Annotated in this window: 20 protein-coding genes and 1 pseudogene; 14 read left to right on the forward strand and 7 right to left on the reverse strand. The window is 47.1% G+C overall.

Going from position 1 to position 22,003, the window contains the following annotated elements:
- Positions 1-117 precede the first annotated feature (117 nt).
- Both RIB93_RS16905 and infC read right to left on the reverse strand, forming a co-directional pair.
- Positions 118-3,132, reverse strand: coding sequence for a HEAT repeat domain-containing protein (locus RIB93_RS16905; protein WP_446373894.1), 3,015 nt, complete (start codon positions 3,130-3,132; stop codon positions 118-120).
- Between the two features lie 96 nt (positions 3,133-3,228).
- Positions 3,229-3,756, reverse strand: coding sequence for a translation initiation factor IF-3 (gene infC / locus RIB93_RS16910; protein ID WP_006098862.1), 528 nt, complete (start codon positions 3,754-3,756; stop codon positions 3,229-3,231).
- A 281-nt stretch (positions 3,757-4,037) separates the two neighbouring features.
- On the opposite strand from infC, the gene RIB93_RS16915 reads away from it, so the two are divergent.
- From RIB93_RS16915 to RIB93_RS16930, 4 genes are all read left to right on the forward strand, one after another.
- The gene (locus RIB93_RS16915; RefSeq protein WP_446373895.1) at positions 4,038-4,943 is read left to right on the forward strand and encodes an alpha/beta fold hydrolase; all 906 of its coding nucleotides are present in this window, start codon (positions 4,038-4,040) and stop codon (positions 4,941-4,943) included.
- Between the two features lie 193 nt (positions 4,944-5,136).
- A complete protein-coding gene (locus tag RIB93_RS16920) occupies positions 5,137-5,322 on the forward strand; it encodes a PCP reductase family protein (protein ID WP_446373934.1) in 186 nt (61 codons plus the stop codon).
- A 199-nt stretch (positions 5,323-5,521) separates the two neighbouring features.
- Positions 5,522-6,223 carry a response regulator transcription factor gene (locus RIB93_RS16925; protein WP_446373896.1) on the forward strand — a complete coding sequence of 234 codons (702 nt, stop codon included), beginning with the start codon at positions 5,522-5,524 and terminating at the stop codon, positions 6,221-6,223.
- A 231-nt stretch (positions 6,224-6,454) separates the two neighbouring features.
- On the forward strand, positions 6,455-6,706 hold the full coding sequence (locus tag RIB93_RS16930) for a DUF6761 family protein (protein WP_446341458.1): 252 nt from the start codon (positions 6,455-6,457) through the stop codon (positions 6,704-6,706).
- 205 nt (positions 6,707-6,911) lie between these two features.
- Here RIB93_RS16930 and grxD read toward each other — a convergent pair whose 3' ends face one another.
- Genes grxD through RIB93_RS16945 form a run of 3 tightly spaced genes read right to left on the reverse strand, consistent with a single transcriptional unit; the run spans position 6,912 to position 8,213 of the window.
- A complete protein-coding gene (grxD, locus tag RIB93_RS16935; protein ID WP_446373897.1) occupies positions 6,912-7,235 on the reverse strand; it encodes a Grx4 family monothiol glutaredoxin in 324 nt (107 codons plus the stop codon).
- A 53-nt stretch (positions 7,236-7,288) separates the two neighbouring features.
- On the reverse strand, positions 7,289-7,549 hold the full coding sequence (locus RIB93_RS16940; protein WP_044205138.1) for a BolA family protein: 261 nt from the start codon (positions 7,547-7,549) through the stop codon (positions 7,289-7,291).
- Positions 7,550-7,586: 37 nt separating this feature from the next.
- Complete coding sequence (locus RIB93_RS16945) at positions 7,587-8,213, reverse strand: hypothetical protein (protein ID WP_446373898.1); 627 nt, start codon at positions 8,211-8,213, stop codon at positions 7,587-7,589.
- A gap of 287 nt (positions 8,214-8,500) precedes the next feature.
- On the opposite strand from RIB93_RS16945, the gene RIB93_RS16950 reads away from it, so the two are divergent.
- The 9 genes and pseudogenes from RIB93_RS16950 to RIB93_RS16990 all read left to right on the forward strand — a co-directional run bounded on the left by RIB93_RS16950 (position 8,501) and on the right by RIB93_RS16990 (position 17,863).
- Complete coding sequence (locus RIB93_RS16950) at positions 8,501-10,609, forward strand: S8 family serine peptidase (protein ID WP_446373899.1); 2,109 nt, start codon at positions 8,501-8,503, stop codon at positions 10,607-10,609.
- Between the two features lie 55 nt (positions 10,610-10,664).
- Positions 10,665-10,916 (forward strand): annotated as a pseudogene (locus tag RIB93_RS16955) (cyanobactin maturation protease PatG family protein); the annotation flags it as partial.
- A 410-nt stretch (positions 10,917-11,326) separates the two neighbouring features.
- Positions 11,327-12,682: a mannosyltransferase family protein gene (locus RIB93_RS16960; protein ID WP_446373900.1), complete on the forward strand. Its 1,356-nt coding sequence runs from the start codon at positions 11,327-11,329 to the stop codon at positions 12,680-12,682.
- A 154-nt stretch (positions 12,683-12,836) separates the two neighbouring features.
- Positions 12,837-13,148, forward strand: coding sequence for an RNA recognition motif domain-containing protein (locus RIB93_RS16965; RefSeq protein WP_006098827.1), 312 nt, complete (start codon positions 12,837-12,839; stop codon positions 13,146-13,148).
- A gap of 381 nt (positions 13,149-13,529) precedes the next feature.
- A complete protein-coding gene (locus RIB93_RS16970) occupies positions 13,530-14,036 on the forward strand; it encodes a hypothetical protein (protein ID WP_446373901.1) in 507 nt (168 codons plus the stop codon).
- A gap of 104 nt (positions 14,037-14,140) precedes the next feature.
- Positions 14,141-14,383, forward strand: coding sequence for a hypothetical protein (locus RIB93_RS16975; RefSeq protein ID WP_446373902.1), 243 nt, complete (start codon positions 14,141-14,143; stop codon positions 14,381-14,383).
- A gap of 285 nt (positions 14,384-14,668) precedes the next feature.
- Positions 14,669-15,187, forward strand: a complete 519-nt coding sequence (locus RIB93_RS16980; RefSeq protein ID WP_446373903.1) for a DUF2518 family protein — start codon at positions 14,669-14,671, stop codon at positions 15,185-15,187.
- Between the two features lie 95 nt (positions 15,188-15,282).
- Positions 15,283-16,440 (forward strand): iron-containing alcohol dehydrogenase, encoded by a 1,158-nt coding sequence (locus tag RIB93_RS16985; protein ID WP_446373904.1) that lies wholly within the window; start codon positions 15,283-15,285, stop codon positions 16,438-16,440.
- 205 nt (positions 16,441-16,645) lie between these two features.
- Positions 16,646-17,863, forward strand: a complete 1,218-nt coding sequence (locus tag RIB93_RS16990; protein WP_446373905.1) for an aspartate aminotransferase — start codon at positions 16,646-16,648, stop codon at positions 17,861-17,863.
- A gap of 108 nt (positions 17,864-17,971) precedes the next feature.
- Here the strand turns inward: RIB93_RS16990 and gcvT are convergent, their stop codons facing one another.
- Positions 17,972-19,096 (reverse strand): glycine cleavage system aminomethyltransferase GcvT, encoded by a 1,125-nt coding sequence (gene gcvT / locus RIB93_RS16995; protein WP_446373906.1) that lies wholly within the window; start codon positions 19,094-19,096, stop codon positions 17,972-17,974.
- Positions 19,097-19,407: 311 nt separating this feature from the next.
- Between gcvT and RIB93_RS17000 the strand changes: the two genes are divergently transcribed.
- Positions 19,408-19,695 carry an RNA recognition motif domain-containing protein gene (locus RIB93_RS17000; protein WP_446373907.1) on the forward strand — a complete coding sequence of 96 codons (288 nt, stop codon included), beginning with the start codon at positions 19,408-19,410 and terminating at the stop codon, positions 19,693-19,695.
- Positions 19,696-19,934: 239 nt separating this feature from the next.
- On the opposite strand, the gene RIB93_RS17005 is transcribed toward RIB93_RS17000, so the two are convergent.
- A complete protein-coding gene (locus tag RIB93_RS17005; protein WP_446373908.1) occupies positions 19,935-21,998 on the reverse strand; it encodes an ABC1 kinase family protein in 2,064 nt (687 codons plus the stop codon).
- Positions 21,999-22,003 lie beyond the last annotated feature (5 nt).

The raw sequence follows: 22,003 nt of genomic DNA on the forward strand, positions 1-22,003 counted from the left end.
ATCCCACTTTGACTGATAATAGAGGAATTCAGGAACCATAAACACACCAATCTGCAAGATATCCCTGAAAATTAAGCCAATAACCCCTTAATAAACCCTTTCCTAACGACTGCTCCATCAGCTCACTAGACCAAATTCGTTACTCATCTGTTGAGCTACCGCCGCCACCAACCGATCGGAATCATGTTTGAGCATCGGTAGTAATTCGATACAAGAACGGGGCGATGCGGCTTTCAAATAGGTTAAAACCGCTTCTCGGACAAAACCCGTGGGATGACGCAGACAGACTAACGTTGCTGCTGGTGTCAAACTTATATAAGCCCCCCGCGCTAAATGGAAACAACAAGCCAGCGTCCAATCCGAGAGAAAATGACGAAACTCAATTAATTGTCGCACGCGATCGCTGGGATTCATCGGTTGATAAGACACCAATTCCTGCAAACACGACAGCTTTTCGGTAAACGAACGGCGATCAAACAGGGCTAAAAAAGCTTGCTTTTGGGGAATATCTATGGTATTATCCAATATTTCTATCCCCATAGCAATATTAGATCGGGACTCAGATTGCAGATTAAAGGATGCTGCTTGAATTGCACCAACGGGATAAAGAAACTTCATCAGCAAAAAACAATTCTCCAGCAAATCCTTTTGCTGATCATTTAGCGCTCGTCGCAGCAAATCTGCCTCCTGTCCACTGATCAGTTCTGGCTTCAAATCCACCAGAGCGGCATAAATCTGACCCAAAAACAGCAGTTCTTGCTCAATTAACGTCTCAATCCCACTCCGTCCCAACTGATCTAGCACCACATCGATTCCTTGCTCATTGGGAATTTTCAATAAGCTGCGGAGGATATTACGACGGCTGATCCCCCAACTCGTCATTAGCTGTTGCACCAGATAGTTCAGGGTTTCGGGTGTACCAATCTCCGCCAACGCCGTCCAAGCTTGTACCCGAACTAAATCCGGTTTATGGATATCTTCTGCCAACTCCAGCAGCAACGGAATGGCTTCATTCCCCAGACGCACCAACGCCATGCGAGCCGCTTCACGAGTTGATTTATAATAAAGTCCTCGTACTAGCGATGGATAAGACTCTTCCAAATGAGTTGCCGCAATCACCTCTAATAAAGCGCAACGAACACGCAACGATTCATCTTTTAACAGATGAGGAATATAAACTCTCAAGGCTTGCAAATACTCTGCCTCTCCTAAGGCTCGTGTCCCCATAACTCGTTCTCGTTCCCGTTTTGAGTTCACCATTCGCCGCAGGATCTCTGTCGCTTCCGCCTTCTCTTGCGAGGTTCCCCGACGTAAGATGATTGCGGCGGCTGTAGCTCGTACCATCGGATCAACGGTTCCGTGTAGATAAGGTTTAATCGTGTAAATATCCAATTCCGGTTGAGTCAACCAAACATAGCGCAGCGCCAACGCCAACACTTCTGGCGGCGGTTTCTGCTCAATCAAAACCTGTACATCCCGACAATAGGCGGGGTTGGGATACTCCAACATCGCCTCTAGACTCTGACACTGAAGCGCAATAGAAAGGCGAGGTAAAAGGGGAGCCAGTACCTCACCCACATTCGTAGGATCAATCTGGGATAACAGTTGAATACAAGAGCGTTTATCCGCTTCCGTACCCGGTTGTTCCAAGGTTTCGATTACCGTTCGCTTGAACGCCTTTAAGTCCACATCCGAAAACCCTAAGCGTCCTTGTTCAGCGCTATCAACGAGCAAGGTAACGTAAGTCGAGCGCATTGACCAAGCACTCAGCAACCAGATTAGGGAGAAAAACACAATGGCAAGAATAAACATACCACTCTGCCATTGTTGAATTTGGGTTTCTGGCTGTCCTGGGAATAGGTGATGCAACAGCCAAATCCCAGCCAGCATACTAATGCCCGTAACACCCGTAGTTATGGGTTCGGCAATTCCCTGGACTCGGGTTTGCAGGGCATTACGAATTCCTTCGGGTATCGGTTGAAACAAGAACGGTTCAATGCCAGCAATTAAGGTATAGCGCAGGAGTTCGTCAATAAACCGCAGGAAAATTAGACCGACGAATAATCCAGTCACGAATCCGGGAATGGTCATGACTGCACCGAATAGCTTAAGGATCACATCCAGTAAACCACTCAATGTGATTAAGCCCATAATCGCTAAGGACGTAGGTAGCATCATCGCAGCGACAAAGACGCCCAGACGTTCCACAGCGCGACTGGATAGGAACCACTGAGAGGTGAGTTCAAATATGCCGACAATCCCACTGAATAACCCCAAAAACCCAGCAATATCTGAGGCTTCTAAATTTGCCTCTAATTGACCCAGATACTGGAACTCTACCAGCAGATACAGGGCTTCACCGAGAATAAAAAAGGCAAATAACGGCACAATATAGCGTTGTAGATGTCCGGTCGTGCGGCGAACCACAAATTTCTGGTCATCGTCTTCCCAATCCCTTGTGGGTAAGTTAGGAAAGGCTTGCTGGTAGCGTTGGGTTAAATAAAACAAAGTGCCAGCGCCAACCATCATCATCAACGCCGCCACCACGAGAACGTTTTGAATTGTGCCGACAACCAACAGCAGCAGGGGTAAAGAAAAGCCGGAAATCACATCAGCCACTAAGAGTCCTGATGACACAATCGGATAGGTGCGCTTAATTTCCCGAATATTGAATAATTGATTCGCGGCAACTTGAGAGTTGAGATCATTGAGAACTTCGACCGCATCCATCCACAATCGCAACAGAAAAACGGTACCCAAGGCGATTAACCCGTTTAAATAGCTAAAGCCTAGGGTCAACCGTAAGATCAACAAGGGTACGCACGTTAGGAAAGCGACTGTGACTAAGACACGCCTCATCGGTACCCGTTCTTGTAGCCAAGAGTATAAGACACCTAGTCCAGACACCATCAGGGAGCTGGCGATATAAATGACGGGTAACCACTTTGCACCGTATTCGTCCAAGAACAGTGCTGTCGCACTATACTCAAACCAAAGCAGCCCAACTGAGGTAGCAGTGTAGAAGGCGAACATCAAAAAGGTGCGCTCGCCTTCTTCTGGACGAAGATTGACCAATTCTAGGATTCGCCGTACCCATTCATTTTGAATGCGAGTACGAGTTTGTAGTTTCATTTAGCAGTTTTTCCTTAGTCGTTAGTCCTAAGTCATTAGCTATAGTCCATAGCGGCTAACCCATGACTAATGACTAATGACCAATGAACCCAAGTCTTATTTTTTGGAAGAGAGTAGCATCATCATATTACGACCTTCCCGTTTGGGGGCTTGCTGCACTTCAGCAACGTCCTGTAAATCCGTTGCCATGCGCTTGAGCAAGTCTTCGGCTAAATTAGCGTGCTGAATTTCTCGCCCCCGAAAGGTAATCGTGGCTTTAACTTTATCTCCTGATTTCAGAAAGCGCCTAGCTGCGTTGACACGCACCTGGTAGTCATGATCATCAATCTTATAGCGCATCTTGACTTCTTTAACGTCCGCCGTGTGTTGCTTCTTCCGGGCTTCGCGGGCTTTCTTCTCCTGTTCAAATTTGTATTTGCCGTAGTCCATGATGCGGCACACGGGCGGATCTGCCTTATCGCTAACCAAGACAAGATCCAACTCTTTTTCCTCAGCGATGCGTAAAGCCTCTTGAGGAGCAATGATTCCTAGCTGTGTGCCATCGGTATCAATCGCACGAATCTTAGGATAGCGGATTCTTTCGTTGATTTGGGGTAGATCACGTTGGCGTCTTCTATCACTCACGGGTGTCTGCTTGAATTTCTAGTTGTTAAGGGTTGGATAAAAGTAAGCGGATTTTACTTGCCATTTTACTGACTCTGATCCAGTTTCTGTCCATCTTTTTAACCTAACTTCCAAATTGCCGGGGGATGGCAGAGAAACCCTCACCAGAGAGGGAATATTTGAGGCGTTTGTTAGTCCTGATTTTTCCTGGGTTAGGGGGCATCTGCTGTAGAGAGTAACCTGAAGAAACCACTACAATAATAGGTAAGGAATTGTAAACGTTTTTGAAGTTGAGGCATGGTGTGAATCCATCGGTATCGTGGCAGCAACGAGTCGGCAATCAACGAGACTGGGTTTGGCAAGGTTGGCAGACTCGTTATACTTATATTCGTCCACCGCAGTCTCACTCAACATTGACTTCTCCCGTTCTGCTGCTGCATGGATTTGGTACTTCCATCGGACATTGGCGTCATAACCTACCTGTACTGGGTCAGAACTACCCGGTTTATGCGCTAGATCTGTTGGGGTTTGGCAGTTCGCGCAAAGCTGGGACAACCTATACGATTGAGTTGTGGGTCAATCAAGTGTATGAATTCTGGCGAACCTTGATCCAACACCCTGTAGTGTTAGTGGGTAACTCAATCGGTTCACTGGTGGCTCTGAGCGCAGCCGCCACTCACCCGGAGATGGTTAAGGGACTTGCCTTGGTTAATTTGCCAGATTTTTCCCTCCGAGAAGAGGCACTTCCGGCTTGGCTGAGACCTGTGGTATCAACGGTTGAGGGTCTAGTTGCGTCTCCTGTGGTTCTCCAAAGTCTTTTTTATCTGCTGCGACGCCCATCCATTGTCCAGAAATGGGCAGGACTTGCTTATGCCAACCCTAGGGCTATTGATGCAGAATTAGTGGACATTCTCACCCAGCCTGCTCGCGATCGCGGGGCGGCGGCTACATTTAGTGCGCTGTTTAAAGGGATGACCTCATCTAAATTTGGTCCTCCGGTCAAATCGATTTTGCCGACTTTGGATAGTCCTATACTGTTAATCTGGGGGCGTCAAGACCGGATGATTCCTTCCCAGTTAGCCCAGCAGTTTGCCGCTCTCAACCCGAATATCAAGTTGATCGAGTTGGATAATGCGGGTCATTGTCCTCATGATGAATGCCCAGAACAGTTTAATCAGATATTACTCGATTGGTTAGCTGGGATTTAGGTCATTCGTCATTTGTCATTCGTCATTCGTCATTCGTCATTCGTTTCCTCCATCTTCCCCATCTTCCCCATCTTCCCCATCTCCTGATAACTGATAACTGATAACTGATAACTCCCCCATGTCCCTCAGCTTCTCGCACCCTAGTTCCTCTAGGTTAAGATCGAAGCGGAATGTGAAACGTCTCCTGCGTCCTATGAACAGCGCCGATTTTACCGATACCTTACAATGGACACCCGAAGCTAAAGCGAAACTCAAAAAAATACCTTATTTTGTGCGTACTCAAGCTCGACAACGGATTGAGCATTTAGCTCGTGAGGCTGATTTGGATGTCGTTACCGTAGATATTGTTGAGCAAGCTAGGATTGAGTTTGGTCAATAGTCAGTCACTCGTACAGGTGGGCGCAAGGATAGCCTGCCTTTGTCAACTACATTCAGTTCTGTCCATAGCCCTCAACCCTTTACCAAGGGCAAAGGACAAAGGACAAAGGACAAAGAACCATCTTAACCGTTAACTTTTATACCGACCTACTTATTCAAATGTCTCAACTATTATATAGGCTTGTATTGCAGTTATTCTCATGCCATTGATAATCCTGGTTGTAGATGACAACCTAGGTACTCGTCTTTCTGTGAGCGATTACCTGGAAATGTCAGGCTATTCAGTTGTAACGGCAGAAGATGGTCAAGAGGCTCTGTCTCTGATTGATAAGTATCATCCTCACCTAATCGTCACCGATATCAATATGCCGAAATTGAATGGCTATGAACTTGTGCAACAAGTTCGGAAACGACCAGCTTTCCGCTTGTTACCTGTGGTTTTTTTAACGGAGCGCAGTAGTACTGAGGAGCGGATTAAGGGCTACCAATTAGGATGTGACTTGTATTTGCCCAAACCCTTTGAAATGAAGGAATTGAGTGCTGTAATTCGGAATCTGCTGGAACGGTCTCAGATGATGCAAGCCGAATTGCGATTCTCTTCTACTGATACAGGACAATCACCCCCATCGCCAGAGACTCCGGATACTCTGCCCAAATCCGAATCAACTCCCCGTGCGATCGCCTCCCCCACCTCCCCATCCAATGTACTGCATCTGACTCAACGGGAACAACAGGTTTTAGACTTACTGACCACAGGGTTATCCAATAGCGAAATTGGGAACAAGCTACACCTGAGTCCTCGGACGATTGAAAAATACGTCAGCAGTCTCCTGAGAAAAACAGAAACCAGCAACCGTGCCGAAATTGTGCGTTTTGCCCTAGAAAATCATTTAGTTGATTGACTAAATCGCTTTGTTGTGATATGTGATTTCGTCGGCTGATTCATGATGGAAATCATCACCCAGTATGGGCGGAGTCGTTCATTTCTGTTCTGTCAATCAGTTGACCACATTGCCAACTGATTTAAGGCACAATAGTAGTAAGGGCTAGCTGGAGTTGCTAGGGATCAATTTGAAAGAATTGACAATTAGTAACTCTAACGCTAAAATACCGAATTCACACTGCTTTAGACCATGCTTCAAGACACTCGAACCATACGCTACTATCAGCAACTTACAGATGCTCTAGTTTTTATGTGGAACCGGGGATATCGCTTTGACGAACTGCGGTTATACATTGATGGCTATCTTGATGCTCTTCGACATAGTAATGCTATAGAAGTTTATTTGATTCATCGCTTGGAGGAAGACGCTGTTCGTTATCTACGCGATCCCTCCAACTTTGAAGCTGTACCCTTACCAGAACCCGAAACCGATTACTATTAAAACTCGATGAGGTAATTAGGTGTAGGCGCTCTCCCTTCACCTGTGTCAACTTAAGCCACAATCCTTGCCAATCTCCGGTAGCTCCCAGACGCGCCATGGCACGTCTCTACATTGTTCTTAGGTTAAGGTTAAGCATAGTTAAAAAGCCTGCTTAAGCAGGCTTTTTGATTGGTTTTGCGCTTTCTAGCTTAGAACGGCGAAGATGTCAAGATGCCAATGCCACTTCGACCATCTCCTGTAATTCGCCGTTCTGATAAAGCTCGATCATCACATCTGAACCACCAATGAATTCGCCGTTGACGTAAACTTGGGGAATTGTGGGCCAATTGGAATAGTCCTTAATACCTTGACGCACTTCCGGATCATCAAGAATATTCACGGTTGCGTAGGAAACACCCAAGGTATTCAGGATTTGGACGACATTGTTGGAAAAACCACATTGGGGCATCAGTTTGGTGCCTTTCATAAACACCACAATTTTGTCCTGGTTGATGAGCTGGTCAATCCGTTCTTTAACTGCTGGCGTCATAGCTTTGCTGAAATGTCTTTTGTAGTTTTGTATGGGTCTAGTGTAGCGAGAGTTTATACAGCCTGACGGGTAGCTTGCCAAGATGCAGGGGTATAGGTTTTCAGCGCTAGGGCGTGAATGGCTTCGCTTGCCATTGCTTGCTGGAGAGCGCCATAAACAAGCTGGTGCTGTTTTACCAAGCTTTTGCCTTCAAACTGGGAGGACACAACAATCGCTTGCAGATGATCACCGCCGCCGGTTAAGTCTTGTACCTGTACCTGAGCATCAGGAAGTTCTGCTTTGATCATTGTCTCAACTTGCTCTGGACTAATCATACCCACTCCATTTTTCTTCAACGTTCTACATACTAATTTAACGTTCTGGAGTCACGGATGAAGTCGGTTCGCTATTGCCAGAGGGGGGGAAGGGAGAACCGACGAATCCCAATTCAAAAAGCTGCTGGTAAGCTTTTTTACCCAAATCACGGGTGGGATTCTGAGAACGAATGATCTGAATCAGTAAGGGAACCGCTAATTCCGGTTGATCTTGGGCGCGATGTACCAACGCCAATTGATAGGTGGCTTCATCCCGCATTTCTGCCGTTTGCAGCGCGTTTTGCCGATGTTCATTGAAAATCCGGTTATCAATTCCCGAAAAACTGTCAGCTAACTGCTGATAGAAATTAGACAATTGGTTGAAAACTTGACGCGCCTGCTGAAGTTTTTGAGAGGCTAACGTATAGTCTTGAGCTTCAATGGCTTGATTTGCCTCTACCATTAACCGCTGTCCCCCCTGTAAACTCAGCAGGCTATCGTCCTGAGTTAAGGGGCGTAGCTCACTAGAATCATCTGGCTCAGGCTGCATTTGGCTGACCTCTTCTGGAAGCGCAGCCACTTGAGTTTGAGCGTGGGCGGGGGATAAGAGCGCCACACTTGTAGTGAAGGGAAAGGCAACAAGGCAGGTAAAGCCAAGGCTATGAATCGTTCCAGAAGAGATCATGTAAAAAATAGGGATAATATTTTAACAAACACAGAAACCTTCGGGTATCTTACCATCGCCAGATGCGGCAAGGGGAGTCAGATGACGATCGCTAAACTTGAGGGCAGAAAATTTGCCGTCCATCACTAACCATCAGCGATGACCCGATTACCAGGCAGTGGGGCACTCTTACCAGCTAGACTGAAACAATACCCGGAAGGTTTCTTAGAAATCCGGAGTAATAGGATCAAGAAAAATAGTCATAATTTAATGATCTTGTACGATTGACGAGTAATCTATTCTAAACCATGATCCCGCATCCTGATTCTCTGCCAGACGATTCTCCTCAAACCACGCCGATTCCCGAAGAAAGCATCGGTCTGCTCCTGCAACGGGGCGGTGAAGAACTAGGATTACTAAAGGTGCGCGATCGCTTCACTATGCGCTCCCCTGAAATCCCCGTCGAGCAGCTCGAACAAGCCCTGAGTATCCACCACCAGCGTCAAATTCCCCGCACTCAGCTAGCCGAATTTACGGTTGACGCCGAACACCGGGATGAGACAATGCAAGCGGCACGCGATCGCGAACATGTTGTCTTTGCTAGTCATGTCTACCAACTCAAGGACGATCCAGCGACCTTCATTTACCTGGGCGATCAACTGACGATTCAATTTCACCCCGACACCGATGACGCCAAAATCTCCGCCATTGAGACCGAATTTGGCTTAAAATCCGTGCGATCGCTCATTGGTATTCCCAACACCTTTGTCTTTCAACTCACCCCGAATTCCCCAGAGAATCCGCTAAAAATAGCCAATCGACTGATCACACGCCCGGAAGTCTTAACCGCAGAACCTCAGATCATTGTCCCCAAACAGCCGAGCTACCATCCCCAAGACCCCTTATACCCTCAACAGTGGTATCTAAATCACAGTGGTGGTTCAAATTTAGCCCCAAGTTCTCATATTGACGTAGAAAAAGCCTGGGATATTACCCGGGGAAATCGCTCCGTTGTCGTTGCCATAGCAGATGATGCCATTGATGTCAACCACCCCGATTTTCAAGGCACCGGAAAAATTGTCGCACCCAAAGACTTTAAAGACAAAGACTTTATTCCTCTACCCAGTGGTTCTGGTGAAAGTCATGGCACCGCTTGTGCTGGAATTGCGGTGGCTGAAGAAAATGGTCAGGGTATTGTTGGTGTCGCCCCCGGATGTGCGCTGATGCCCATTCGCACCAGTGGGTATCTGGATGACACAAGTATTGAAGAATTATTTGACTGGGCAATTGAAAATGACGCCAGCGTCGTTTCTTGTAGCTGGGGTGCGGCAACAGTTTACTTCCCCCTCTCCCTACGACAACGGGCTGCCCTAACCCGTGCGGCGACTGAAGGACGCGGCGGGAAAGGCTGTGTGATCGTCTTTGCCGCCGGAAATGCCAATCGCCCAATCCATGGCACCATCTTTGAGCGCGGTTGGACAAATGAGTTACTACGTGGACCCACCGACTGGCTCAGTGGTTTCGCCGTACATCCCGATGTGATTGCGGTTTCGGCTTGCACCAGCCTGAGCAAAAAAGCGGCATACAGTAATTGGGGGACGAATATCTCTGTTTGCGCTCCCAGCAACAATGCGCCGCCAGGAATGTGGTTTGAGAAAACAGGCTTTATTAGCACGGCGCCCCAAGTGAATGCCCCCACGCCGGGTAATGGTGTCTTTACCACCGACTTACTCGGCGTGGCTGGGTATGAAGTCGGTGACTTTGTGCGGAGTTTTGGTGGCACATCGAGCGCCTGTCCCGTTGTCGTGGGTGTTGCGGCGCTGGTTCTCTCAGCGAATCCTGATCTCACCGCTGCACAAGTGAAACGCATCCTACAAAATACAGCCGACAAAATTGTAGACCGTGATGCGGATTCCCAGCTCGGTATGCGATTGGGGACTTATGATACGAATGGGTATTCCCAGTGGTTTGGTTATGGTAAGGTTAATGCTTTTAAAGCGGTACAAGCTGCCCAAAAGCAACGAGTTCAAACGGCTAAGGTTGCCCAAGTCTTAAAACGACGCAATGATCACAATCTAGCTATTCCTGATCATAATTCCCGTGGTGTGACTAGCACGCTTCAAATTACTGAATCGGGTTTAGTGCAAGATATTCAGGTGACGGTGGACATTGAACATGACTTTTTGGGGGATTTAGAAGTGGAGTTGACATCACCCAAGGATCAGAGTGTACTGTTACAAAGTCGGACATTGGGTGTCAATACTCAACTGCAATACACCTATTCGGTAGATAATACCCCAGCGCTCAAGTCGTTGTTGAATCAGGATAGTTTTGGTCATTGGCAGTTGAGGGTTATCGATTCTGTGCCGACGGATACCGGGAGACTGAAAAGCTGGGAATTAGCGATCGGAATTTAACTTGATTGGATTGGTTAAATATAGTCGGATGTATGGACTATCATCTGATGGGGCAGCTGCCCTAGCTGCGATTAGCAACCGATTTGACCCCGAACAAGAACCCCTAATCCGAGAAGCCTTAAGCGCCTTCCTGAATCGCGTCTACCACGACTTGCGTAACCTGGGACAAACCTCACGCGATCGCGCCCTCAACTTTGCCGCCACCAATATCTTCCAATCCGCCTCCGTCTTTGCCGAAGCGATCGCCTCTTTTCGCCAACTGGACACCATTGAGGTGAAGAAAAGCCCCTACTGTCGGATTAAATCCCTGGTAAGTCTCACAGTTGATTCGTTTGTCATTGGTCATTGGTCATTTGTCATAACAAGTTCTCGTCTGTTGCGATCGCAATCCCACCGGGAAAGTTTATTGGGCTGGGGCTAATGATCAGGGGACTCAAAAGGGCAATACGAATGTCTACGGTCATGAGGTGGAAATACCGGGAGGATGCCGTGTGGTTTATCGTCCGGATAATCCCAGATGTGGTGCCAAGGTTTGGATCGAAACCCTTTACGACGTCAGGGTGATTTCTTGGCAAAAAGACGGATCGGGCTGATTGATACCAAGTCCCGTTCAAGATCGCCGATCAAATCGATGTGTCTACTGCCGTGCATTGAGTCTCAAAACGCTGTATAACAGAATCGGTAGGTTTGGCATCAGGGAAATAGACAGGCATCTACGTGAATAGCGTTATTTTTGCTACAGTGATGTGGCTAATGAGCCGAATGGTTATCGCGATCGCGATGTTGGTGATTGCGCCCTTATTGCCTGTGCCACCTGGGGGCATTCAACCGACGGTAAGCTGGGATGTGTTTTTCGCTTGGGATAGTCATTTTTATCAGGCGATCGCTATCTCAGGGTATGACTATGTTAATGATAGTCAGGGACATAATGTGGCATTCTTTCCCTTATTTCCCTTACTTGTTCGGGTGCTGATGAGTGGGGAATTGCCCTTTAACGTAGCGGGGACTGTTGTCAATAATCTGGCATTTTGGGGGGCGCTCATTGTTCTCTATGCTTGGGTGAAAGAGAGTCATGGACAGAAGGTTGCTCGCTGGACAACAGCAGTTTTAGCTTGGTGTCCTTTTTCTCTATTTGGCACGGTAATCTATACTGAAGGATTATTTCTGTTGTTGAGTACAGCCGCTTTGCAATCCTTTGACCGGAAACACTACGGTTGGTCAGGGTTATGGGGAGGATTAGCCAGTGCGACACGATTACCAGGAATCGCACTATCCCCAGCGTTTTTGCTGGTGGCTTGGCGAGAGAAAAGACCTGCGATCGCGTATTTTCCTAGTTTAGCCACCGCCGGGGGATTAGGGCTCTATAGCCTCTACTGCGGGATTCGTTTTGGGGATTTCCTCGCCTTTTTAAAGGTGCAACAAGCATGGCAACCTGAACAAGCGTTTTACGGACAGGGCTGGTTGAAGATGCTGGTGCAAATTTTAGCCGGGACAGCCAACTGGAATCGGGGTTGGCTTCATGATCCGTGGCATCCCTTGATTTTTGTTACGATTTGTGCATTAGGTTATTTATTATGGCGATCGCGTATTTCTGGGGAGAACTCACAGCGTTATACCAAAGACTTTATCCCGCACTACACCCCACACCCAACACTCCACACCCAACACTCCGTCTTACACTCTCTTCAACCCTCTTGGCGATCGCACCTGAAACGGCTGTGTGTGGATAAAGGGTATGGCTTCTACCTTCTGGGAATTCTCCTGTGGCTTTTAGCCGGAGATCCGCTAATTAATATGATCATGGTTTGGGGGGGTGGTTATTTACTCGTGCAACAGCGAACAAAACTCAGACCTGTTGCCGTCATCTATGGCTTGTGCAGCTTAGCCGTAATTTTAAGCCCAGGTCGCACCATTTCGGCTGAACGCCATGCTTATGGGATTGTATCACTTGCGATCGCCTTAGGTCTGCTACTGGCTGGTTATCCCCGATGGGGATGGGCAACACTCCTATTTTTCACTCTAGTATTGCTCAGCTTCGCCGTTCGATTTTCCCAGCACCTTTGGGTGGCTTAGATTTTAGATTAGAAGAATGTCAGCCGGGTCGTGTATAAATGGTGTTATTATAATCAGCGAGGTTTATATTCGGCTGTATCGTTTGTTTTTATTTACGGACAGGCATGTCTCCGAATCATAAGTCTCTACATTCATTGATTTTGTGAGATACTCTATGTCGATTTACATTGGTAACCTGTCCTATGATGCTACGGAAGAAGACATCACCAGTATTTTTGCTGAATACGGGACAGTAAAGCGGGTTCAGTTACCCACGGATCGGGAAACAGGTCGGATGCGCGGCTTCGGTTTTGTGGAAATGGACTCAGAAGCTGAAGAATCTGCCGCTATTGATGCTCTAGACGGCGCTGAATGGATGGGTCGGGATTTGAAAGTGAATAAAGCAAAACCTCGTGAGCCTCGGGGTCAAGGAGGCGGTGGTCGTCGTGGCGGTGGCAACCGGGATGGATTCTCTCGACGTTACTAAACCAGAATAATGCGGGTGCAATCAGCTAATTCATGGTGGTGTTTCTCAATGTCTCCTAGACGCTGGACTATCGAGTCAACAACCCGTCGCTAAGTCTAAGGGTTGTAGCGAGGGCTTAAAAAAGTCTGTGTTGACCGGGCTAGGTTTTGCTAGCAGCCTTTATCGAGAAGTAGAGACGCGCCGTGGCGCGTCTCTACTTACCTGAAAATGCGCTGAAAATGCGCTGGAATTGACTAGTTGAGAGGTAGTTCCAATTTTCTTTGGCTCAATAGAAGCAATCGGTTTTGTCTTGCGTTCCTCTTCTACGTTCATATTAAATTCTACGTTCATATTGAAGATTGGAGTAGGAGTTTAGTGAGTGTTCACTCTTATGCAGTAATCATGACTCCAGAAGCTATACGCACAGTTTCTCAGTTAAGGCAAGAGTTCTACGATCGATTTGCCGCAAAGATGAACGTGCCAGTGAAGATTACAACCCGCAATTCATCAACGGGTAATCTGCCAATGGCATCTTGGATCGATGATCGGCAACGCATGAATTATTTGTGTATTTATGTTCACACAGCCCCTGATGAATTACTCCCGGAACGACCCTTTATTTTGCGTGTGTCTATTAATAAAGGAGCAGGTATCATTCAATCGAGGCTGTGGGGACGAGATTGTCGGGGAATTAATCAAAGCTGGCACTTTGACCTAACGCTATTACCTGAGGAAATTTTAGACTTTTGTACTTGGATCGTTCGGTTAATTAAGTTTCATCGGCAAGGTGGTGTTCTGAATGTCCCTGAACCTCCTCATCCATTTGATTTTAAAATGTCTACTAGCAATTTGCTAGTTAATGAGGCTTGGACTCAGAAAGCTCGGCAGGAAATTAGAGTGGATCATTAATAGGGAACGGGGAACAGGCAACAGGGAAGAGTGCAAGTAGGGCTTTGGGTTTTAATTCGTGGATAAAAATAAGCTAAAAATAAAGTGATGCAGGAGAGGATAAGTTGGACAAGGAGCATCTATCCACTGAAGCAAAGGCGATACGCGATCGCTTGTTTGGATGGGATAGTCCCACTCAAGCGCAACTCGAAGAAATTGCCACCGTTGAATACCTGTGGGGACGGCTGCTAGATACTATATTGGAAAGTTGTCCAGATAACCGGGAACGTGATCAGACAATTGTCCACCTAGAGAGTGTGCGGGAATGGATGCGAAAGTCAATTATTCGGGGAGAGGACAGGAAGTAGGTGGAGAAATTCAAGTTAATGGCGGGGATCTTCATACTCAAAGGAGCGAGAAGCAAGCTATGTTTTATCTCATTCGTAAGGGTTTGAGGAATATTTACAGAACTTAATATAGTTCGGTTTATTTCCACCAATCTACTGAGAGGATTTTCGCCGACATCGCTAAATCTTCAACTTTGATCTGATGGACGGTATTCATGGATGAAGCAACGCTGATAGGATAAAAAAGTTACCAAACTGCAACGATGTAACCATTGGCGTTTATCGAGTCAACACACGTTATCTTCTATGCCAACAACGACTGACTTTCTCACCTATACCCAATGGATAGGCATTCTCACCCTAGTTTGCGGAGTTCTTAGCCTCTTAGGTTTTATCTTTAAATGGGGCATCCGATTTCGGCTGGTGGGTGTTACCGGTTTTATGGGGGTGCTGACAGGCGGCTTATTTGCGCTAAGTATCGTCCCGTTTAGCCGTACAGTGATTCCTGGTGCAGTCCGCTTTACCTTAGTCTACGACAACGGAGGCAACCAAGCCGTTATCGCTTTGCCCACAACGATCAACGAATCTCAACTGGAAGCCAGTCTGCGCCAAGCCGCCAGCGACTTCTTTTCTTATGGGCGTTTGGGTGGAGCAAATAACCAACTGACAATTCGCGCCCGCACTGTGATCCACCCAGAACCCGGTGTATCTAAACCCCTAGTTGTAGGTAAAATCAGCCGATCGCTGGCTGAACGTGATGATGAACAGATGACTATCAATATTTACAAAGAACGCTTGGCACAATTACCCGATACCTCTCCCTGACTTTTCAGGGAAGTCTTGAAACCAAGTGGGTAGGGGAGATAGGGGAGATGAGGTAAGATAAAAATTCAATTGGCTGAAAGCTCTGCTAAAAACTGATGACTAACCTTGCTCCTCCCTCATTGCTGTCGCTCACAGTTGCCCCAGCGCAGGTGTTGCGCGGTGTCCAAGCATTAGCGCAATCTGGAGATGCGATCGCGTCTTTGGGTCATCGCCCGCTGATTGTTGGCGGGAATCATACCTTGGCGACGTTATCACCGCAGCTAGAGCCAATCTTAAAACAGCCGCTATTAAACTGTGCGACGGCGTCTTATCGTCCAGATTGCAGTGAAGTTTCCCTAGCATCTCTCAAAGAAGCAGCAACCTGCCATCAAGCCGACTTAATTATCGGTGTGGGGGGTGGAAAAGCCTTAGACACCGCCAAACTCTTAGCCCATCAATGTCACCTTCCGGTTGTGACAATTCCCACCTCTGCTGCTACCTGTGCCGCTTGGACAGCATTATCCAATATTTACTCAAATAAAGGGGCGTTCCTGTACGATGTGAGTCTGAATCGCTGCCCAGATTTGCTCATCCTGGATTACAGATTAATTGAAACCGCTCCCCAACGGACCTTAGTCGCCGGAATTGGAGACGCCTTAGCGAAATGGTATGAGGCATCTGTGAGTAGTGGTGATTCTGCTCAAACCTTAATTATTGCGGCGGTGCAACAGGCGAGGGTGTTACGGGATATCCTGTTTCAAAAGTCAGCAGACGCCCTAAAAACGCCAGGAAGTGAGGTTTGGCGAGAAGTAGTTGATGCTTCAGTCTTGTTAGCGGGTGTGATTGGTGGTTTAGGTGGGGCGCAGTGTCGTACTGTGGCGGCTCATGCGGTGCATAATGGTTTAACCCATCTTCCTGGTTCTCACAGCGCTTTACATGGGGAGAAAGTCGCTTATGGGATTCTGGTGCAATTGCGCTTAGAAGAAATGGTACAGGGGAATCAACTTGCCGCATCTGCACGACAACAGTTATTGAAGTTTTATCGCGAAATCGGTTTACCCCAAACTCTTGATGATTTGGGGTTAGGGAATATCACGTTGACACAGTTGCGCCAGGGGGCAGATATTGCTTGTCAGCCGCAGTCGGATATCCACAGATTACCGTTTGATGTGACACCTGAACAGCTCATGGCGGCGATGGTTTCGACAACAACACCTGTGGAAAAAAATTGCAGTCCAGTTTTATCCACAGCGATAAACGATACACAAGATTAAAAATATATTAAGTTTTTCCAGAAATGATCAGCTCAGGGTTGCACAGTCAATTGTAGGGGCGGGTTTAGGGATTTAATTGGGATACCCACCGATAATCTATCAACAAAACCCGCCCTGATCCAATGCTTTAATTTTTCCCACCGACTTCAGCGATTTTTCTGGAATACCGATATAATTTTCTAGTTTAGGAACGCTGCATTTTTGAATGAACTTAGATTGGATTACCCCAGCCAAGCGCCTAAGTGCCTTACCCCCTTATGTGTTTGCTCGTTTGGATGAACTCAAAGCCCGTGCCCGTGAGCAAGGGTTAGATTTAATTGATTTAGGCATGGGGAATCCTGACGGTTCAGCACCTGCACCCGTGATTGAAGCCGCTATCACCGCCCTGAATCATCCGATTAACCACGGCTATCCCCCCTTTGAAGGAACGGCAAATTTTCGCCATGCTATTACCAGTTGGTATCATCGTCGCTATCAGGTGACTCTCGATCCCGATAGCGAAGCCCTACCCCTGTTGGGTTCTAAGGAAGGATTGACTCACCTTGCCCTAGCTTATGTCAATCCTGGGGATTTGGTCTTAGTGCCAAGTCCGGCTTATCCAGCTCATTTCCGAGGTCCCTTGATTGCTGGGGCTGAAATTCACAGCATGATCCTTAAGCCGGAAAATGATTGGCTGATTGATTTAGCCGCTATTCCTGAGGATGTGGCGCAACGGGCAAAGATTCTCTACTTTAACTATCCGAATAATCCAACAACAGCGACGGCTCCCCGTGAGTTTTTTGAGGAAATTGTGGCTTTTGCCCGTCGTTACTCAATTCTGTTGGTGCATGATTTATGTTACGCCGAACTAGCATTTGATGGCTATCAACCCACGAGTTTATTAGAAATTCCCGGTGCGAAGGAGATTGGCGTAGAATTTCATACCTTATCAAAAACCTATAATATGGCAGGTTGGCGGGTTGGATTTGTTGTCGGAAATCGCCATATTATTCAAGGATTACGGACGTTAAAAACGAATTTAGATTACGGGATTTTTGCCGTATTACAAACCGCCGCAGAAACGGCATTAGACTTACCCGATAGTTATGTGCATCAGGTGCAAGAACGTTACTGTCGCCGCCGAGATTTTTTGATTCAAGGGTTAGCGGAATTGGGATGGCGGATTCCCAAATCAAAGGCGACGATGTATTTATGGGTTCCTTGTCCACCAGGTCAAAATTCAACGGATTTCGCCCTGGATATTCTCCAGCAAACGGGTGTGGTGGTGACGCCCGGAAATGCCTTTGGTGTCGGCGGTGAAGGCTATGTGCGGGTAAGTTTGATTGCGGAGTGCGATCGCTTGGCTGAGGTGTTACGACGTCTGAAGCAAGCCGGGATTCGCTATCAACCCGAAGTCGTAGCCTCTGGATCAAAGAAAGAATGATGTGTCCTCCCTAGTACATCCTGGCAGAAATAACGCCAGCAGCTAACATCTCCCCCAGCTGACACACCGAGCGAAGTCGAGGTGTCCCTCTGCTCCCCCAGCTTCATCCTAACTCGAAGGTTTTTTGGCGCGATAAAAGGGTTTTTTGACGATAACGGCGGGATAAGTCTTACCGCGAATTTCTACCTCTAACTGTTGACCTATCTTGGCTAAGGATGTGGGACAATAGGCAAGCGCGATCGCTTTTCCTAATGTTGGTGAATAGGTACCACTCGTTACCTCTCCCACGACTTGTCCCTCAGATAGCACCGAATATCCATGACGGGCTATATGTCGCCCCTGCATTTCAATCCCCACTAACCGACGTTCCACACCATTGGCGTTTTGGGCGTCTAAGACAGAACGTCCGATAAAATCGCCTTTACGGTCTAAATGCACTAGCCAACTTAAACCGGCTTCTAGGGGAGTCGTCGTATCATCAATATCTTGTCCATAAAGTGCTAACCCTGCTTCTAGTCGCAACGTATCCCTCGCCCCCAAACCACAGGGAGTCACTCCCGCCTGGAACAGACGCCGCCACAGTTCTACCCCAACCTCTGGTGTGACCATCACCTCAAACCCATCTTCGCCGGTGTACCCAGTCCTAGCGATAAATCCGGGTTGATCTAGAATCGTGGCATTGACATGTCCAAAGGATTTCAGCGAAGTTAAGTCTTCCTGAACCAAGGGTTGTAGATACGTCTCAGCTTGGGGTCCTTGCAAAGCAATTAAGACGTTTTCACCAGAAAGGTCTAGTAATTTTACCCCGGTTTTTTCCAGTTGCGCTAACAACCACTCTTTATCCTTCTGACAAGTCGCCGCATTAACAATCATCATCGCCTGCGGTTCGCCTGTTTCATCCTCCCCTTGGTGGTAAACAATCACATCATCAATGATGCCCCCTTGAGGATTCAACAATACCGTGTATTGGGCTTGACCCGGTCGTAATCGACTCAAATCTGATGGGACTAATCGCTGTAACGCTTGCCATAGCTGCTTCCCGGTAAAGGCAAATTTTCCCATGTGGGAGATATCAAACATTCCCGCATCGGTGCGTACTGCTTCGTGTTCTTGTCCAATACTGCTGTATTGGACTGGCATTTCCCAACCCGAAAAGCCAGTAAAGCGGGCATTTTGTTCAACGGCGAGGTCAAACAGAGGAGTTCTTGCAAGAGAAGGTTTTGGCTTAGCCACAGATAGTCTTGAGTCACAATGTCTTTCATATTCTACCTAGTTGTCTGACATTAACCCCTGATCTGGTAAATTGCGATCGCGCCAAGGCATTGATCAGGAGGTGGACTTTGATTAAAGTTGACGGTTAAGATTGGCGAACAGTAAGAATTTGATATCCGTACCCAAATTTGCCAGCCTGTGCTAGCTTAATCATTGAGAATGTGTTCGGTTTCAGTGTTTGTGTTTAGTACAGATTGGCTTTTTTCCTTTCGACTTGACAGACTTGTCTCCGATACCCTCATCTTTATACAACTTTGAGTTTGGAGACAATCATGTCAATTTACGTAGGCAACCTATCCTACGACGTTACTGCAGAAGACCTAAGTGCTGTCTTTGCAGACTATGGTGCTGTCAAGCGGGTGCAGTTACCCACTGATCGGGAAACCGGACGTCCCCGGGGTTTTGGTTTTGTAGAGATGGAAACAGACGATGAAGAAACAGCCGCTATTGAGGCACTCGATGGGGCTGAATGGATGGGGCGCAATCTGAAGGTGAATAAAGCCAGACCTCGCGAAAACAGAGGGGGTAACCGCAAAAACGGTAACTTTTCGCGTCGTTAATAATTCTAATTCACTCAATTGACTCAATTCTTGCAGCACAATTAGTAGGTCTAGTTAGAATTAGAAAAGAGCCGGGAAATAAATTTCCGGCTCAAAGCTTAAGTAAGCTAAAGCTTACTAAATTTATTCAATTTCACTTCAATTTCACTTCAATTTCACTTCAATGGCACTGAAATCAGCATTTTAGGATCGCCGAAACTTGATAGACATTAGGGTGGGCATTGCCCACCGGGAGCATGTCAGTGAATCGCTGCGGCTGGCGGCAGGACGAGTTTGGGTGATCTCTTAACGCTAGAACCATTAGAAGGCTTTTGCCCTTGACCTTGAGTCTCCTGAAGTAAAACTTCCCGAATTAATCGTGCCATCACCCGTTGGGCTAAACCGCCAGCAATTTTTTGTCCCATTTGCTGGGTTTCTGGCTTCATCAAAAATTGAGGAACAAGGGGGGCAAGTTGGAAGGGATCGAAACCGGGCGTATCTTGCAGAATTTGCCAAATTCGTTTGATATGCTCGGCACTTTGCGGCAGTTCTACGACTTTACTAGTGGATTCTGTTTTTTGCTGTAATCCCACTCGTTGGCGCAGAGACTCAGTCACATTATCAAAGGTTTTACGTCCAAACATATCGACGGCTTTGACAATTTCCTCGATCAATTGGTCTCGAATCAAAACACCGCGTTCTGAGAATAAAAATTCTAACGTTTGATTTAAAACCTTATTCAAATCGTAATCTTGAGAATTAGCGGCATTCCGCAATAAATTTTCCAGACGATTCCAGCGGAAATTGCCCTCTTTGACGAGTAAGTCTTTTAGAGAAGCGCGTAATTGTGGGGAAGAATCTGTTAATAAACGCTTCGCCACATAAGGATAAGCTTTACTGAGAACCTTGAAGTTCGGATCAACATTAATCGCAATCCCTTCCAATGTGACCAAGGAACGAATAATTAGGGCATAGTAGGCTGGAACTCGAAATGGATATTCATACATCACTTCCGAGAGTTGGTCAGTGATACTTTTGAAATTGAGTTCGGCAACACTAGCGCCTAAGGCATTGTTAAAAACATTAGCAAGCGCTGGAATAATTGGGGTTAAATCCGTATCTTCCGACAGAAACTCTAAGTTCACATAGTCATGAGCTAAACCCGCGAAGTCCCGATTGACTAAATGAACAACCGCCTCAATCAACCCATAACGCTGATAGGGTTTGACTTCGCTCATCATCCCAAAATCCAGATAAGCCAGCTTGCCTTCCGGCGTGGCTAGTAAATTTCCGGGATGGGGATCAGCATGGAAAAATCCATGTTCCAACAATTGGCGTAGTGAACATTGCACGCCAACTTCAATTAAATACTTGGCGTCAATGTCTTGAGCCTTAATCGCTTCCAGATTAGTCAGTTTAGTACCACTGACCCACTCCATTGTCAAGACACGCCGTCCTGTATATTGCCAGTAAATTTTGGGTACATATATATCCTGAAGGTGACCGTAAAGGTTGGCAAAGCGTTCAGCATTACACCCTTCTTTGGTATAATCCATCTCTTCAAAGATGCGGGTGCCAAACTCATCCATAATGGCAACCAAGTCACTCCGCACCTGCTTAATATTGTTTTGTATCCACTTAGCGAGGCGGCGTAATATATAAACGTCTAAGGCAATGCGCCGTGCTAAACCGGGTCGCTGCACTTTGACGGCAACGGTTTCCCCTGTTTTAAGTTTCCCTTTATAAACTTGTCCCAGGGAGGCGGCGGCTACAGGCGATGAGGTCAGTTCGGCATAAATTTCTTCGGGACGATCGCCTAGTTCTTCTTCGATAAATCGAAAAGCGACTTCATTGGGGAAGGGAGGGAGTTGATCTTGTAGCAATGCCAACTCTTCTAAGTACAGGGGTGGCACTAAGTCAGGTCGCGTCGAAAGTGCTTGCCCGACTTTAATGTACGCTGGTCCAAGTTGGGTTAAGAGTTCCCGCAACTGAATAGCTCGCCGCCGTTCTTTGATCTGTTGGCGACCCCGTATCCGATCCCACCATATCCCTAAGGCAAAGGCAGCCGTGGGTAAAGTAATCCTGAGTAGCCGTCCTAAGACTTGTAGCGGTGCCCGCCCATATTGAGCTTCAATCGCTACTGGATCATAGCGTAGCGTTTCGGTTCGGTTTTCCGAACACTCCTGTGGTAGCGCTGATTCAGGGGACGGCGTCTGTTCATACTCAACCACAATTGACTCAGGGGGTATGGGTTCCACTGAGGGATTGAGTTCGGCGATTGAATCTCGCTGGGGAGAGGCAGGGGAAATTGTTTTAAGATTCATATTTA

It is taken from the genome of Coleofasciculus sp. D1-CHI-01 (assembly GCF_040218875.1).
GTDB lineage: Bacteria > Cyanobacteriota > Cyanobacteriia > Cyanobacteriales > Coleofasciculaceae > Coleofasciculus.